This window comes from Pseudacidovorax intermedius (genome assembly GCF_001476815.1).
Taxonomy (GTDB): domain Bacteria; phylum Pseudomonadota; class Gammaproteobacteria; order Burkholderiales; family Burkholderiaceae_C; genus Xenophilus; species Xenophilus intermedius_A.
The window spans coordinates 1-14,944 of record NZ_LDSL01000204.1 but is presented as its reverse complement, the minus strand read 5'-3'; the positions used below and the strand labels follow the sequence as shown (position 1 = coordinate 14,944).

12 protein-coding genes are annotated in these 14,944 nt (G+C 73.0%); 3 read left to right on the top strand and 9 right to left on the bottom strand.

The window, feature by feature from the left end; translation table 11 throughout:
• The 4 genes from NS331_RS24285 to NS331_RS24270 all read right to left on the bottom strand — a co-directional run.
• Window positions 1–1,424 (bottom strand): sugar ABC transporter ATP-binding protein (locus NS331_RS24285; protein ID WP_058644494.1); only part of this gene is annotated, 1,424 nt, incomplete at its 3' end.
• A 16-nt stretch (window positions 1,425–1,440) separates the two neighbouring features.
• Entirely contained in the window at window positions 1,441–2,394 is a 954-nt protein-coding gene (locus NS331_RS24280; protein WP_058644493.1) for a sugar ABC transporter substrate-binding protein, read from the bottom strand.
• A gap of 173 nt (window positions 2,395–2,567) precedes the next feature.
• Window positions 2,568–4,544, bottom strand: a complete 1,977-nt coding sequence (locus tag NS331_RS24275; protein ID WP_058644492.1) for a sensor histidine kinase — start codon at window positions 4,542–4,544, stop codon at window positions 2,568–2,570.
• On the bottom strand, window positions 4,541–5,254 hold the full coding sequence (locus tag NS331_RS24270; RefSeq protein WP_153013030.1) for a response regulator transcription factor: 714 nt from the start codon (window positions 5,252–5,254) through the stop codon (window positions 4,541–4,543). The genes NS331_RS24275 and NS331_RS24270 overlap by 4 nt, the downstream gene beginning before the upstream one ends.
• A gap of 288 nt (window positions 5,255–5,542) precedes the next feature.
• Between NS331_RS24270 and NS331_RS24265 the strand changes: the two genes are divergently transcribed.
• The 3 genes from NS331_RS24265 (at window position 5,543) to ychF (ending at window position 9,654) form a co-directional block, all read left to right on the top strand.
• Window positions 5,543–7,678 carry a S8 family serine peptidase gene (locus NS331_RS24265; protein ID WP_153013029.1) on the top strand — a complete coding sequence of 712 codons (2,136 nt, stop codon included), beginning with the start codon at window positions 5,543–5,545 and terminating at the stop codon, window positions 7,676–7,678.
• Window positions 7,679–7,703: 25 nt separating this feature from the next.
• The gene (locus NS331_RS24260; RefSeq protein ID WP_058644489.1) at window positions 7,704–8,180 is read left to right on the top strand and encodes a hypothetical protein; all 477 of its coding nucleotides are present in this window, start codon (window positions 7,704–7,706) and stop codon (window positions 8,178–8,180) included.
• A 379-nt stretch (window positions 8,181–8,559) separates the two neighbouring features.
• Window positions 8,560–9,654 carry a redox-regulated ATPase YchF gene (gene ychF, locus NS331_RS24255; RefSeq protein WP_058644488.1) on the top strand — a complete coding sequence of 365 codons (1,095 nt, stop codon included), beginning with the start codon at window positions 8,560–8,562 and terminating at the stop codon, window positions 9,652–9,654.
• A gap of 120 nt (window positions 9,655–9,774) precedes the next feature.
• Here the strand turns inward: ychF and NS331_RS24250 are convergent, their stop codons facing one another.
• From NS331_RS24250 to NS331_RS24225, 5 genes are all read right to left on the bottom strand, one after another.
• On the bottom strand, window positions 9,775–10,446 hold the full coding sequence (locus NS331_RS24250; RefSeq protein ID WP_153013028.1) for a glycosyltransferase family protein: 672 nt from the start codon (window positions 10,444–10,446) through the stop codon (window positions 9,775–9,777).
• Window positions 10,443–11,921 carry a tetratricopeptide repeat protein gene (locus tag NS331_RS24245; protein WP_153013027.1) on the bottom strand — a complete coding sequence of 493 codons (1,479 nt, stop codon included), beginning with the start codon at window positions 11,919–11,921 and terminating at the stop codon, window positions 10,443–10,445. Before NS331_RS24245 ends, NS331_RS24250 begins: the two co-directional genes overlap by 4 nt.
• Window positions 11,922–11,942: 21 nt before the next feature.
• Window positions 11,943–12,923, bottom strand: coding sequence for a hypothetical protein (locus tag NS331_RS24240; RefSeq protein ID WP_058644485.1), 981 nt, complete (start codon window positions 12,921–12,923; stop codon window positions 11,943–11,945).
• A gap of 312 nt (window positions 12,924–13,235) precedes the next feature.
• Complete coding sequence (locus NS331_RS24230; protein WP_058644483.1) at window positions 13,236–14,165, bottom strand: GlcNAc-transferase family protein; 930 nt, start codon at window positions 14,163–14,165, stop codon at window positions 13,236–13,238.
• A gap of 322 nt (window positions 14,166–14,487) precedes the next feature.
• Entirely contained in the window at window positions 14,488–14,937 is a 450-nt protein-coding gene (locus NS331_RS24225; RefSeq protein ID WP_082702744.1) for a YqaA family protein, read from the bottom strand.
• Window positions 14,938–14,944 lie beyond the last annotated feature (7 nt).

The following is a 14,944-nucleotide window of genomic DNA, read 5'->3' as shown; positions in this document are numbered from 1 at the left end:
TGCATCACGCCGATGCGGTCGCACATGGCCATGAGTTCGCGCAGGTCGCTGGAGACCATCAGCATGGCGTGGCCGGCGGCCGCCATGCGGTCGAGTTCGGCATACAGGTCGGCGCGGGCGCCGACGTCCACGCCGCGCGTGGGCTCGTCCAGCAGCAGCACCTTGCATTCGCGGTGCAGCCAGCGGGCGAACACCACCTTCTGCTGGTTGCCGCCGCTCAGGGTCGCGACGGCCTGCTCCTCGCTGCGCGAGCGGATGCGCAGCGTCTGCACCAGCCGGCGGGCGATGCCGCGCTCGTGCGCGAAACGCAGCCAGCCGCCGCGCGAGACGGCACCCAGGTCGCTCAGCGTGGCATTGACGCGGATCGACTGCGGCATCAGCAGGCCCTGCGACTTGCGGTCTTCGGTCACCAGGCCGATGCCGGCGCGGATGGCCTGCATGGGCGAGCGCCAGCGCCCGCCGGGCGGCGAGGCCGCGCCCGGCCAGTGCAGGTCGATGCGCCCGCGGTCGGCCCGGTCGGCGCCGAAGAGCAGGCGGACGAGTTCGGTGCGGCCCGCGCCCACCAGGCCGGCGATGCCCATGACCTCGCCGGCATGCAGGTCGAGGTCCACGTCCTGCACCACCTGGCCGCGGCCCAGGCCGCGGGCGCTCAGCAGGCGCGCGCCGGCGGTGCGGCGCGGCCGGCCTTCGTGCTCGTGCACCGCGCGGCCGACCATGCGTTCGACCAGTTCGGATTCGCGCACGCCGGCCATCGGCCGCACGTCCACCAGCCGGCCGTCGCGCAGCACGGCCACGGTGTCGGCAATGCGCTGCAGCTCCTCCAGCCGGTGCGAGACATAGACGATGGCCACGCCGCGCGACTTGAGCCGCTCGATCTGCGCAAACAGGTGCGCCGTCTCGCGCGGCGTCAGCATCGCGGTGGGCTCGTCCAGGATCAGCACCCGGGTGTCGTCCTGCAGGTTGCGGGCGATCTCCACCATCTGCTGCTGGCCGATGCCCAGGGCGGCCACCGGCAGCGCCGGGTCGATGCCGTCCATGCCGATCTTGGCCAGCTGCGCCCGCGCCGCCTCGTGCAGCGCGCCGCGGCGCAGCCAGCCCAGGCGCTGCGGCAGGCGGTCCAGCAGCAGGTTCTCGGCCACGGTGAGCGTGGGTACCAGGCCCAGCTCCTGCATCACCATGCGCACGCCCTGTGCCTCGGCATCGCGGCGCGAGGTGGGTGCAAACGGCTGGCCGCCCAGCCGCATGCGCCCGCGCGTGGGCGCGACCAGCCCGCAGACGATCTTCGACAGCGTGCTCTTGCCCGCGCCGTTCTCGCCCGTGAGGGCCAGCACCTCGCCCGGCGCGAGCGTGAGGCTTACGCCGTCCAGCACCGTGGCGGCGTAGTCCTTGCCGATGTCGTCGAGCGAGAGCAGGGCGTCGGGCATGGCTGCGGGGCGTCGCTTACTTGCTGTCCTTGGTGACCAGGACCACGTCGGTCTTGATCTCGGCGGGCAGCTGGGCCTGGGTCTTCTTCTCGGCCAGGGCCTTCAGGGCGGTCTCGATGCCGAACACGGCCTGCTTGGCGCCGAACTGGTCGGCGGTGGCCAGCACGCGGCCGTCGGCCAGCATGGGCTTGATGGCGCCGATGTTGTCGTAGCCCACCACCTGCACCTGGCCGGTCTTGCCGGCGGCCTTGACGGCGGCCACGGCGCCCAGGGCCATGCTGTCGTTGCCGGCCAGCAGGGCCTTGAGGTCGGGGTGCTCGCGCAGCATGCCGGCGGCCACGGTATTGCCCTTGTCGATCTCCCACTGGCCCGACTGCACGCCGACCACGTTGGCGCCGACGGCCTTCATGGCGTCCTGGTAGCCCAGGGTCCGCTGCTGCGCATTGAAAGTGGTGGACACGCCTTCGATGATGCCGACCTTGTCGCCCGACTTCAGTTGCTTGCCCAGGTAGTCGCCCACCAGCTTGGCGCCGGCGCGGTTGTCGGGGCCGACGAAGGTGACCTGGATGTTCTTTTCCTTCAGCGCGGCGGCGTCCAGGCGGTTGTCGATGTTGATCACCAGGATGCCCTTGTCGACGGCCGCCTTGATGGCCGGCACCAGGGCCTTGGAATCGGCCGGGGCGATCACCAGGGCGTTGACCTTCTGGGCCACCATCTGCTCGACCATCTTGATCTGGGCGGCGGTGTCGGTCTCGTTCTTGATGCCGTTGGCCACCAGCGTGTACTGGCCGGCGTGGGCCTTCTGGTGCGCCTTGGCGCCGTCTTCCATGGTGGCGAAGAACTCGTTGGCCAGCGACTTCATCACCAGCGCCACCTTGGGCTTGTCCTGGGCATGGGCGGGCACGAGGGCGAAGGCGCCCAGAACGGCGAGGGCGGCGGCGGCCTGGGCCGTGCGGCGGGTGAAGGTCATGGCGAGTCTCCGGTTGTGGATGGAAGGTTCGGGGCGGCCTCAAGGCCTGCCCGGCGCGAAAGCGGGCGGATGATAGTGGGCCCGCAAACGTTTGCGCAAACGTTTGCGGGCGCGTTTTTCCTAGGTTTTTCCCTGATGCGGGCGGGCCGCAGGCGTGGAAGCCGAGGCCGGTTTCAGGGCAGCGTGAGACGCACGCACAGCCCGTGCGGCTGCACCCGCCCGGCCGCCAGCTGGCCGCCATGGGCCGCCACCAGTTCGCGGCAGAAGTAGTAGCCCAGGCCCGTGCCCTGCGAGCCGGCCGGGTCGCCCTGCATGCGGTGGTAGGGCGTGCCCAGCTGGCGCAGCTGCGCCTCGCCCAGGCCCGGTCCGCGGTCAGCCACCGTCACGGTCCATCCGCCGCCTTCGGGCTGCCAGGCGCTCAGCGTGACCTGGGCTTCGGCCGGCGAATAGCGCAGCGCGTTGTCCAGCAGGTTGTTGAGGGCCAGCTGCATCAGCCGGGCGTCGAACTGCGCGTGGAAGTCGCCCTGCGGCAGTTGCACGTCCACCCGGGCGGCCGATTCCGCGTCCAGCGCCTGCACCAGCCCGTGCAGGAACCCGGCCACCGACTGGCTGCTGCGCCGCGGATGCACCGGCGGCAGGGCGCTGTCGGTGTTGACGGACAGGAAGCTGTCGACCAGCAGCGTGAGCCGCTGCACCTGCCGGCGGATGCTGGCGGTGCGGCCCTGCAGCTGTCCGGGCGGCGGGCTGCCCAGCGCCTGCAGCAGGTTGGCGCTGCGGTCGATGGCCGCCAGCGGGTTGCGGAATTCGTGCGCCAGCATGGCGACGAAGCGCTGGTGCTCCTCCACCCGCCGCTCGCCCAGCTGCTGGTGCATGCGCAGCCGGTGCAGGCGCAGGCCGAGGGCGAAGGCGATGCACAGCATGTGCACCATCAGCGCGGCCGGCAGGCCGTAGGCCGCGCCTTCGCCCAGCGGCGGCCGGCCGACCCCGGCGGCCACGGCCATCAGCGCGCCGGCCGCATAGGCGCCGAAGGCCGCCAGGTAGACCAGCCGCAGCCGGTCGCGGTGCCGGCGCCACAGCACCCAGGCCATGCCCAGGTTGAGCAGGCCGATCACCGGCGCGGCCGAGAAGCCCGTGACCAGCAGCGGCCGGAAATACGCCGTGACCGGCAGCGCCAGCAGGGGCAGGGTGAGGGCGGCGATGGCGCCGTACAGCCGGTGCAGGCGCGGAAACTCCCGCCGCATGTCCAGCGCCAGCGACCACATCCAGAGGCCGGCGTACAGGTGCCCCAGCGTCCCCACGCCGGCCACCGCGTCGTTGAGCCACCACGGCGCCTGCGGCAGCAGCTGGGCCAGCATGCCGGTCAGGCCGGCATAGCGCATCACCACCGTGGCCAGGAAGGCGGCGAAGGCCACCGTCAGCCAGTCGCGCAGCCAGGCGCCGAGCACCAGGTGGAACAGCACGGCCAGCACCAGCCCGCCCAGCACCAGGCCGAGCAGCGCGTTGATGCGCGCCTCGCTGGCGAAGAAGCGCTCGGGCCGCACGAGCTGCAGCGTCAGGTTGAGCACGCCGGAGGTCCTGGCCCGCACCCAGACCACGGCCTGCTCCTGCGGCGCCAGCTCGAAGGCGACCGCATGTTCGCGCGCATGCACCAGGCGCTCGGCGCCCATCCAGCGGTCGCCGAGCTGCTGGCGCTCGAGCCGGCCGTCGCCGTGTTCGATCCAGACCTGCACGTCGTCCAGGAAGGCGGCGCCCACCACCACCAGCCAGCGGTCCTGGGCGCCGGGGCCGCGCTGCACCGGCACCGCGCACCACACGGCCGCATCGGTCAGGCCGCCGCCGGGCTTCAGGTGGGCCGGCCGCATGCGGCCGTCGAGCAGGGCGCGCTGGGCGGCGGCCAGGCCGGCACCGGCGCCAGGGTCTTCCCACCGGGCGACCAGCGGCCGCTGCGGCGGAGCGTTGGCCGCCATGTCCAGCAGCGCGGGCGGCACGTCGCGCACCAGCGCCGGCCAGCTCGCGGCCGGCAGCCGCTGCGGGCTCGCCGGTGGCGGTGGCGGCGGGTGCGCGAGCAGCAGCACGGTAAGCACCCAGCACAGCGGGGCCGCGGCCAGCAGCAGCCAGCGCCAGCGCGCGGCGCCGGCCAGGGCGTTCACCGGCAATGCGCCTCGCCGGTGAAGACGTAGCCGCGGCCGTAGAAGGAGCGCAGCGGCAGCGCCAGGCCCAGCGTGTCCTCCACCTTGCGCCGCAGGCGGGCCGCGCAGCCGTCGAGGTTGCGGATGTTGTTGAGCGTCTCGGGCCGCAGCATGGCGGCCAGCAGTTCGGCACGCGAGACGGCCGTGCCGGGCCGCGCCATCACCTGCTGCATGAAGCTGAGTTCCGTCACCGTCAGGTCCACCGGGCGGCCGTCGGGGGCCAGCAGCCGGCACTGCTCGGGCAGCAGGCGCCAGTCGCAGCCCGGGATGGCGGCCGGTGTCGCGGGGGGCGCGGTCACCTGGGCGCCCAGCCGGCGCATGACGCTGCGGCAGGTGGCCTCGATCACCTCCAGCGAGGCGCCCTTGACCAGGTAGGCGTCGGCGCCGAGCGACAGGCCTTCCACCCGCATCCGGTCGGCGTCGTAGGCGGTGAGCATCACGACGCCGGTCTCGGGATGGCGTCGGCGCAACTCGCCCGCCACCGCCAGCCCGCTGCCGTCGGGCAGGCCGATGTCCAGCAGCACCAGGCTGTCCGCGGCACCCAGCGCCCACATCTGCGCGGCCGAGGCGGCGCCGTGGGCGTCGAAGCCCCGGAAGCGCAGGTAGTCCACCAGGTCGGCCCGCTGCGCAGGATCGTCTTCAACCACGAGAACGCGACGGGCAGAGGTCATGGGCAGGGCGGTGGGCGCCGCGGTGGCGGAAGCGGGCAGGGCGGTCGACACGGGAAGGCCGAATGTAAATGCCGGCTACCAGGCGGCGCGGCACGGCGTCGCACGCGGGCCGGCCTTGCGCAGTTTTAAGAAGAATTGCAAAGAATTGCAACGACAGCCCGTGTCGGAACGCTCTGACACTGCGCCCGCACCGCGCCTGGACGCTGCGGCCCGGGCCTGAGAGGGCGCGGCGACGGCAGGCCGTGCGACCGCCCTTCCTGTCACTTCGCCCGATTGCGGCTCCTTCCCATGACCGTGCGCTCCTTTCGTTCTCCCTGGCCGGCACGTCCCCGGCCCCTGTTGCTGCCCATCGCGGCCGCCTGCCTGCTTGCCGCCTGCGGCGGCGGCAGCGGTGGGGGTGGCCTGAGCTTCGCACCGTTCGCCACGGCGACGGGGACGACGGGGACGACCACGGGAACGGGAACGGGCACCGGTGCCGGCACGGCCACGGGCGGCGGCGCGACCGCAGGCGGCGGCGCCAGCACCGGCGCTGCCACCGGGACCGGCACGTCCGCCGGCACCGGCGCGACCGCTGGCACGGGCACCAGCACCGGCACCGGCACCAGCACCGGCACCGGCACCGGCACCGGCACCGGCAACACCTGCCCCGAAACCGGCGTCGATGCCGCCTATGCCTGCAAGACCGGCGCCACCGAGTCGCTCTATTCCTTCCAGTGGGCGCTCAATTACGCGGCCAGCTTCTTCAAGGACTTCCCGGCCGTCTTCGGCGGCGGCTTCGACCTGGACGTGGAGTCGGTGCACACCGCCGGCATCAAGGGCCAGGGCGTGAACGTGCTGGTGCTGGACGACGGGCTGGACATCGCCAACGAGGACCTGGCGCCCAACGTCGACCGCGGCATGACCTGGAACTACGACACCGGCACCAACGACCCGACGCCGCCGGCCAGTGCCACCGATGCCGCGCACGGCACCAACGCGGCCGGCATCATCGCGGCCGCGCAGAACGGCAAGGGCGTCATGGGCGTGGCGCCGCGCGTCACGCTGGGCGGGGCCCGCTTCCTGGCGTCCGGCAACACCCAGACCGCCGTGGATGCCTACGGCGGCTCGACCTGGTCCAGGAACGCCGCGGTCATCAACGCCTCCTACGGTGCCAACCCCGCCGCGCCGCCCGAGTTCACCGAGAACGACGACGCCACCACCGCCCTGCGCACCCTGCGCGGCCTGCGCGGCGGCAAGGGCATCGTGTTCGTCAAGGCCACCGGCAACGAGTTCGACGGCGTGGACGCCACCAAGGGCACGGCGCGGGCCTGCCCGGCCGGCTTCAAGGGCCTGTACAGCTGCGAGAACCCGGCGCACGACACCGAGGCACTGGAGCCCTCGGCCATCATGGTCGGCGCGGTCAATGCCAAGGGCGTGCGGTCCAGCTACTCCAGCGCCGGCGCGGTGAACTGGGTGGCCGGCCTGGGCGGCGAGTTCGGCGACGCCGGCACCTACGGCGAGGGCGACGGCCCGACGATGTTCTCCACCGACCTGCGCGGCTGCACGCTTGGCTACAGCAAGACCGGCGCCGCGACCGGCTTCCTGGCCGGCACCAGCACCCGCAACGGCGTCAAGGACAACCCCAACTGCGACTACTCGTACATGAACGGCACCTCGGCCGCCACGCCGACAGTGGCGGGCGTGGTGGCGCTGGTGCTGCAGGCCAACCCGGCGCTCACCTGGCGCGACGTGCGCGACATCCTGCGCCTGAGCGCCCGCCGCATCGACACCGGCTACGGCACGCGCGATGCCCGCAACATGCGCGTGGACCTGGTGGCCAACGCCACGACCCCGGCGGCCGGCAGCGCCGCCGACATCGCCGACGGCGCCACCCGCGTGCCGCTGGACCTGGGCTGGCAGCAGAACGCCACCGGCCAGTGGTATTCCAACTGGTACGGCTTCGGCCTGGTGGACGCGGCCGCGGCCGTGAAGCTGGCCCAGGCCTATGCGCAGGACCCGAGCCGCAGCAAGCCGGCCACGCAGGCCATCCCCGCCTTCGGCACCGTGGCCACGCTCAACAGCTTCGGCTACGGCCAGGTCAAGCTGCTGGGCAGCTTCACCGCCGGCGCGCAGACCGTGGACCAGCTCCAGGTGCGGCTGAGCGGCCCGCTGTGCGTGGGCTCGGTGGGCATCGTGGTGAAGTCGCCGGCCGGCACGCTGTCGTACCTGTCGATCCCCTACAACATCTACTACAACAGCGGCAACGCGGCCATCAACCGCTATGCGCTGGGCAGCTATGCCTTCTACGGCGAGAGCGGTGCCGGCACCTGGCAGGTCTATGCCGTGAGCGGCACGCCCGCCGGCTGCGCGGCCTATGCCGGCGGCGCGTCCACCGTGAGCGCGGCCAGCCCGTTGCAGGTCGAGGCCCGCATCATCGCCCAGTGAGCGGACGCTCCAGACAAGGTTCACCATGAAGAAGACGCGCCCCTCCCTTCTCGCCGCCGCCGTCCTGCTGGCCGGTGCCGCCAGTCCCTTCGCCGCCGCGGCCTACGACGTGGGCCAGGCCCTGTCGCCGGCCGAGCTGTCGGCGCTGGCCGCGGCGACCCGCTACGACGTGGCCGGCACCGTGCTCACGCCGCTGCCCGGCGGCACCGCCGTCGATGCCGACGGCCGGCCCACCACCATGGTGGCCAATGCCACCGGCGCCGTCGGCCTGAGCCGCAACGAGGTGCGGATCGCCCAGTGGCCCACCGACAGCGTGCGCGCCCGCGCGGGCACGTTGCTGGCCGGCGCCACCTGGGTGCAGTACACCGACCACACGCAGACCACCCGCGTGCGCTACGCCAGCTTCGCCGAGGCGGTGAAGGCCTACCGGCAACTGCAGGCGGCCCTGCCGCAGGCCAGCGTTGCGCTGCCGGTCGAGTTCAACCAAAGAAGATCCAAATAACCCCCAGGCTGCGCGCTTCGCGCTCCGCCCACCCCCTTCCAGGGGGCACATCCTGCGGCCCGGCGGAGCCGGTTCCGCGGATGTCCTGGCGTGGCCTGCGCCGCGGCCATCCGACGGCGGGGCGAGTCGGCCGATCCAGCGCCGGCGTCGATTTCCTGGCGGCAAGTGCCTGGCCCCTGTCCGCATCGCTGCAGGGTGGCGCGCGCTCCCTACAATCGCCCCCAGCTTTTTTCCCCAAGGCACACGCCCGAGCTCGCGCCTCGGTGCACCGGCGGCCCGCAGCCGCCGCCGGTCCGATGCCCGCCCGCGCCACGGGCGCTGTCCCGACGCCCACGGTGGGCCGCAGGGCGCCGATGGGGGCGACACCTAAGGAATTCCCATGAGCCTCAAATGCGGCATCGTCGGCCTGCCCAACGTCGGCAAGTCCACCCTGTTCAATGCCCTGACCAAGGCCGGCATCGCGGCCGAGAACTATCCCTTCTGCACCATCGAGCCCAACGTAGGCGTGGTTGAGGTGCCCGATCCGCGCCTGGCGCAGCTGGCGCAGATCGTCCAGCCGGAGCGCGTGCTCCCGGCCATCGTCGAGTTCGTGGACATCGCCGGCCTGGTGGCGGGCGCTAGCCAGGGCGAGGGCCTGGGCAACCAGTTCCTGGCCCACATCCGCGAGACCGACGCCATCGTCAACGTGGTGCGCTGCTTCGAGGACGAGAACGTCATCCACGTCGCCGGCAAGGTGGACCCGATCGCCGACATCGAGGTCATCCAGACCGAGCTGTGCCTGGCCGACCTGGGCACCGTCGACAAGGCCCTGCAGCGCTACACCAAGGCGGCCAAGAGCGGCAACGACAAGGAAGCCATCGCCATGGTCAAGCTGCTCGGCCCGGTGCAGGCGGCGCTCAATGAAGGCAAGCCGGCGCGCGCGCTGGGCCTGTCCAAGGACGACCAGCTGCTGCTCAAGCCCCTCTGCCTGATCACCGCCAAGCCGGCCATGTTCGTCGGCAACGTGAGCGAGGACGGCTTCGAGAACAACCCGCTGCTGGACCGCCTGAAGGACTACGCCGCCAGCCAGAACGCGCCCGTGGTGGCCATCTGCGCCAAGATGGAAGCGGACATGGCCGACATGGACGACGAGGACAAGAAGATGTTCCTCGAGGAGATCGGCCAGGAGGAGCCGGGCCTGAACCGCCTGATCCGCGCCGCCTTCAAGCTGCTGGGCCTGCAGACCTACTTCACCGCCGGCGTAAAGGAAGTGCGCGCCTGGACCATCCGCATCGGCGACACCGCGCCGCAGGCCGCGGGCGTGATCCACGGCGACTTCGAGCGCGGCTTCATCCGCGCCCAGACTATCGCCTTCGACGACTACGTCGCCTTCAAGGGCGAGCAGGGCGCCAAGGACGCGGGCAAGATGCGCAGCGAAGGCAAGGAGTACGTCGTCAAGGATGGCGACGTGATGAACTTCCTGTTCAACGTCTGAGGCGGCAGGCGGCGCGGCACCCGCGTTCGTCCCGACACTGCAGTGACGCCGGGCCCGTGCCCGGCGTTGTCGTTTCCGGGGGACGCATCCGCCGCGCGGCGGCGCGTCGCCGTGCGACCGTCAGCGGAAGGTCGCCAGCAGCGCCGGGTCGCGCACCCGGCCGTCGAAGCCGCCGCGGGCGCGTTCGGCGAACAGCGCGCGGTCGGCGGGCAGCGTGGGCCGGCCGTCCTTCGCATGGTCCACCTCGACCAGCAGGGCATGCGGCTGGTAGGCCAGGGCGCCCTGCTGGCGGGCGACCAGCGTGAGTTCGGTGTCGCCGTAGTGCTGCCGGTAGCCGGGATGGAACAGCGCGCCGCCGTACAGCGGCGCGATCCAGCGGCGCCGCACCAGGCCGAAGGCCGCCAGCTGGCCGAACCATTTGCCGTCGTTGAAGGCCAGCAGGCCCAGGCCGGGCGGCTTCATGGCCTCCAGCGCCAGGCGCAGCCAGTAGCGGCCGGCGAAGGCATCCTGCGCGGCATAGAGGAAGAACGCGCCGCGGCTGCGCGCCAGCGCCGCATTCCACAGCGCCACGGGGCCCACGCCCCGGTCGTCCTGCACCGCCAGCACGGTCAGCGGCACGCCGGCGCGCGCCACCATCAGCGTGGCGGCGGCCTCGGCGGCGGCGCGGTCGACCCAGGGCAGGGCGGCGACGACCTCGTCCTCGGCCAGGCAGGCGGCATGGGGCGCGCCGGTCGCCGGCGGGGCGAGCAGGGCCGAGGCCGTGGTCCAGCGGATGGCGGCTTCTGCGCTCACGGGCCGCACCACCGCAGCAGCTCGGCGCCCAGGCGCGCGTGGCCGGCCAGCGTGGCGGCGCCGTAGTGGCCGACCGCGTGGCGCGCGCACATCGGCGCGCGCGCCGGCGGCCGGGCCAGGCGCACGTGCTTGCCCAGCAGACGCAGCTCGATGGCCGTGAGGCCCATCGCATAGGGGCGGGTGTCGAGGAACAGGGCGTCGAGCCCGCGCAGCGTCTCCAGGTAGGCCGGATGGTGGGCGGGCGTGTGGAACTCCGCGATGGCCATCAGCGGCCCCAGCCGCTGTTCAGCGGCGGCGCGGGTGCCGGCATGGCGCCAGCGGTGGTCCACCAGCACCAGCCGGCGCGGTGCCAGCCGCCGCACGGCCTCGGCGGTGGCGGCGCTGATCTTGGCCGGGTTGGACACCAGGGCCACGCAGCCGGGTGCCGGACGGCCCTGCGGCAGCGGCGGCTGGCGGGCGGCCGCGTCCAGCTCGGGCGCGTAGGGCGGGGCGGTGTAGCTCACGTAGTTGTCGGTGGCGCGCAGCAGGGGCTCCACATAGAGCGGCTGTGCGGCCGGTGGGGCCTGCCGGCCGTCGGCCACGAAGCCGTCGAAACAGTCCAGGCCGGTCGTGAGGGACTGGCCGCCCACCCACTTGAGCAGCCGCCGCGCGGGCCGGCCAGCCACGGCGGCCAGGGCGGCGGGGTCGGTCCAGCCGCCCAGGTCGATGAGCGCGTCCAGATCGGCCGCGGCCATCAACTGGTGCAGCGTGGCGGTGTCGGTACCGGCGCAGCCGACCCAGCGGTGTGCGATGGCCTGGAAGGCGCTGCGTGCCCAGTCGTCCTTGGCACCCCGGTCGAAGAAGAACAGGTCGGCCTGCTGCGCGACCACCCGCAGCGCGCCCAGGGTGAGAAAGCCCACCGGCGAGGCACAGAACTGCGCCGACACCAGGCCGATGCGCAGGCGCTGCCCCGGCCGGCTGCGCGGCGCCAGCACCGGGGCGGCGGGCACCGGCAGCCGCGCCGCCAGCAGCCGCAGGCGCGCGCCCATGGCGCCGGCATCGGCGCCGCCTTCGTACAGCGCGGCGACCACGGCGGCCAGGTCGGCGTCCAGTGCGTGGGCGGGTGCCAGCGCGGCGCAGGCCTGCAGCGCCTGCGCCGCGCCGCCGGGGTCGCCGAAGGCATTGAGCCGCAGGTCCGCCAGCATGCGCCAGGCGGCGGCCCGCGCGGCGGCGGGCGCCTGGGCGCGGCTGGCGGCGGCGTGCAGGCGTGCGGCGGCGTCGTCGGCCTGCCCACGCTGCAGGTGCACGCGGCCGAGCAGCAGCTCGGCCTGCCAGTCGGGCCGCAGGGCGGCGGCGGCGACCGCATGGCGCAGCGCACTGTCCACCTCGCCCTGCGCCAGGCAGTGGGCGCCTAGGCCGAGGCGCAGGTCCACGTCCCCGGGCGTGCGCAGGAGCGCCTGCTCCATCAGGCGGCGCTTTGCGGCGGGGGGCGTCATGGACAAGGGACGCTCAGCCCATCACAGGAAATCGAGTTCCGTCACGTTGATCTGCGGCAGGTACTGCCGGCACCAGTCCGAGCCGGCCGTCTGCAGCAGGTACAGGTTGCGGTAGTTGAGCCAGCAGGCGTAGAGCCAGCGCGAATGGGTGCGGTGGGCCACGTCCTTCATCTCGCGCAGGTGGCGCAGGTGGGCGTTGAGCTTGGCCTCGCAGGCCGGCAGCGCGATCTTGTGCGTCTTCAGGCCCTTGCCTTCGCCGTCCAGGAACAGGGGCAGCAGCCGTTCGATGATGAAGGGCCAGTAGCTGGAGCCGGCATGGCGCTGGCGCGGGTCGCTGAGCGAGGAGTCCAGGATGTCGAGCACCGAGGGCGCCACGCGCGCCCGGGTGCCGTCCACCACCTGCCGCACCCAGGGCAGGTAGCGCTGCCAGAAGGCCGGCCCGCCCACGAAGTAGTTGCAGGCCGACATGGCCTGCGCCGGCCGCACGCCGTGCAGTTCGGCCACCGGCAGCCCGGCCGCCTCGAACACCGCTGCGCACAGCTCCAGGAAGGCCGGATGCGCCGTCACGCCCTGCTGCCAGCTGTTGATGTAGAGCGCCTCGTTCTCGGGATAGGGATTGCAGTAGTAGAGGTCGTGCCCGGGCTGGGCGGCGATGGCCGCACGCAGGGCCCGGCTGTCCAGCCCGGTCTTGGCGCCGAAGCGCCACGACAGGGCGCCCCACAGCGGCGCCAGGCGGGTGCCTTCCTCGCGCGCCAGGCGTTCGAAGACGGCGAATTCGCGCAGCGGGTCCGGGTGGTGGGCGTTGTCCAGGGGAATGAAGCCGGGGTCGAGGTTGCGCCGCTGTTCCGGCTGGAAATGGATCTGGTAGAGCGCGACGGCCTGCTCGGGCGCATGGGGCAGGGCCACTTCCACGGCATGCGGGCCGCGGCGGCCGGCGCGCGAGGGCGCGGCGGCGACGGCGAGCGGCCCGGCCTCGGCCCGGCCCGGCGGCACGATCGCCACGTGGGCGACGCGCCGGCTGCGGCCGGCGGGCGGTCTTGCCGGGCGCTGTGGGCGTGGCGGCCTTCTTGCGGCCTGCCGGCGCGGCCGGGGCGGGCGTGGCGGCCTTTCGCCCGGCGGCCGGCCGCGCTGCGCGCGCGGATGCCGAGGCAGCGTGCGCTGCCGGTGAAGGTGCCGGCGCCGGGGTGGCGGCACGTGAGCGCGATGGCCGGGGCTTGGCGGCCGGCGGCGCGGCAGGGGCGGCGGCGGGCTTGGCGGTGTTCGCGGGCTTCTTGGGTGAGGGCATGACGGCGCGGTGAAGAGGGAAGCGGGCCGTCAGCGCGGCGCGGCAGTGGGCCGCAGCGTGCGGCGGGTGTAGTCGATGCCGGAAAAGGCGGCGAAGTCGTCCAGGCTGCGGGCCTCTCCCAGGCCGTAGGCGCCCAGGTCGCGCCGCTCGTACAGCAGGGCGCGCATGCGGGCCCGGGACTGCTTCTCCAGCGACCACCATTGCGTGTCGCGGTGCGCGTCCGCGTCGGGCGACCAGTGCACCGGCCGGTCGTGGCCGCCGTGGTAGAGGTGGTAGATCGGCATGTCCGGCATGTGCCAGATGTCCCAGCCGCGCGTCCAGGCGCGCACCGCCAGGTTCTGCTCCTCGCCGTGGAAGTAGAGCCACGGGTCGTAGGGCACTTCGGCGATGAAGGCCGTGCGCGTGAACAGGCAGCCGGCGCCGACATGGCAGCCCGGCAGCGGCGCGGCGGCGGCGTGCGGCACCGCATGGAAGGCCAGCACCGGCATGTCCTCGGCCAGCCGCGCCTCGGGCTTGGGCGCCAGCACCAGGGCCTGGCCGGGGAAGGGCCGGCGCTGTACGGCGCCATCGACCAGTTCGAACGGCGCGGGATAGGTGGACAGGATGGCGCGCGGGTTGTCGGCCGACAGGGCTTCCAGCTGCGTCACCAGCCGTTCGTCCCAGCCGGCGTCGAAGGCCATGTGGGCATCGATCTGCAGGAAGTAGTCCTCGCTCTGGCAGCAGGACATGGCGATGGACCGGGCCCAGCAGGCGCCGCGGCTGAAGCGGTGGTGCACGTGCGTGTAGCGCAGGCTGCCGAGGCGCGAGACGCAGTCCGCGGGCGGATCGGACGGCGTGTCCGACTGGTCGACGATGCAGACGTGCAGGTGCTGCGGCGCCGAGGCCTGCGCCACGGCGTCGGCCACGGTGGCCCACAGCCGGGGATCTCGGTACGAGGCGATGCTGATGAAGATGCTCATGCGCGGCGCGCGGCGTCGCCCGGAGGCAGGCCGGGGCCTGCGCTGGTGAATAACAGTCAAAGAATGTATCGCCGCGTCACCATCGGCCGGCCCCCATATCCATGGGATGGGCAGACGGCGAGAAGCGGCGTTGCGGGCGCGAGCGTGCGGCCGCGGTCAGTCCATGTCGCAGGAAACCGGCGCGGAGGTCACGGTCCAGTGGCCGCGGAGCAGGCCAACGCGGGGGCACCCGAGGAACTGGCTTCGCCAGGCCTCGGGGTGCGCCCCCCTCCAAGCCGAAGGCGCGAGAGAGGGGGGAGCCGCGAAGCGGCTTGGGGGGTGCCTAGTGATTAGGCCAAACGTAGAGCAGCGCCACCGTCATGCACAGGTAGCGCCCGAACTTGCCGATGGCCATGAACAGCACGCAGGGCCAGAAGGACAGCCGCAGCCAGCCCGCCACGGCGCAGAGCGGATCGCCCACCAGCGGCAGCCAGCTCAGCAGGCAGGCCTTGGGGCCCAGACGCTCCAGCCAGGCGATGGCACGCAGGTGGTGGCTGGAATGGCTGTACTTGTCGGCCACCTTGTGCGCGCCGTAGCCCATCCACCAGGTGAGGGCGCCGCCCAGCGTGTTGCCGGCGGTGGCCACCAGCACGGCGGGCCAGAACAGTTCGGGGTTGAGCTTGAGCAGGCCGAAGAGCGCCGGCTCGGAGCCCAGCGGCAGCAGCGTGGCCGAGACGAAGGCGACGACGAACAGCGTCGACAGACCGAACTGCGGCAGGGCCAGCGCCGCCATCGCGGCG

Bases quoted from the DNA above. Each gene is read 5' to 3' on its own strand.
- NS331_RS24265 (WP_153013029.1), top strand. From the start codon at position 5,543: ATGACCGTGCGCTCCTTTCGTTCTCCCTGGCCGGCACGTCCCCGGCCC.
- NS331_RS24230 (WP_058644483.1), bottom strand. From the start codon at position 14,165: ATGAGCATCTTCATCAGCATCGCCTCGTACCGAGATCCCCGGCTGTGG.
- NS331_RS24280 (WP_058644493.1), bottom strand. From the start codon at position 2,394: ATGACCTTCACCCGCCGCACGGCCCAGGCCGCCGCCGCCCTCGCCGTT.
- NS331_RS24270 (WP_153013030.1), bottom strand. From the start codon at position 5,254: ATGACCTCTGCCCGTCGCGTTCTCGTGGTTGAAGACGATCCTGCGCAG.
- NS331_RS24260 (WP_058644489.1), top strand. From the start codon at position 7,704: ATGAAGAAGACGCGCCCCTCCCTTCTCGCCGCCGCCGTCCTGCTGGCC.
- ychF (WP_058644488.1), top strand. From the start codon at position 8,560: ATGAGCCTCAAATGCGGCATCGTCGGCCTGCCCAACGTCGGCAAGTCC.
- NS331_RS24225 (WP_082702744.1), bottom strand. From the start codon at position 14,937: ATGGCGGCGCTGGCCCTGCCGCAGTTCGGTCTGTCGACGCTGTTCGTC.
- NS331_RS24245 (WP_153013027.1), bottom strand. From the start codon at position 11,921: ATGACGCCCCCCGCCGCAAAGCGCCGCCTGATGGAGCAGGCGCTCCTG.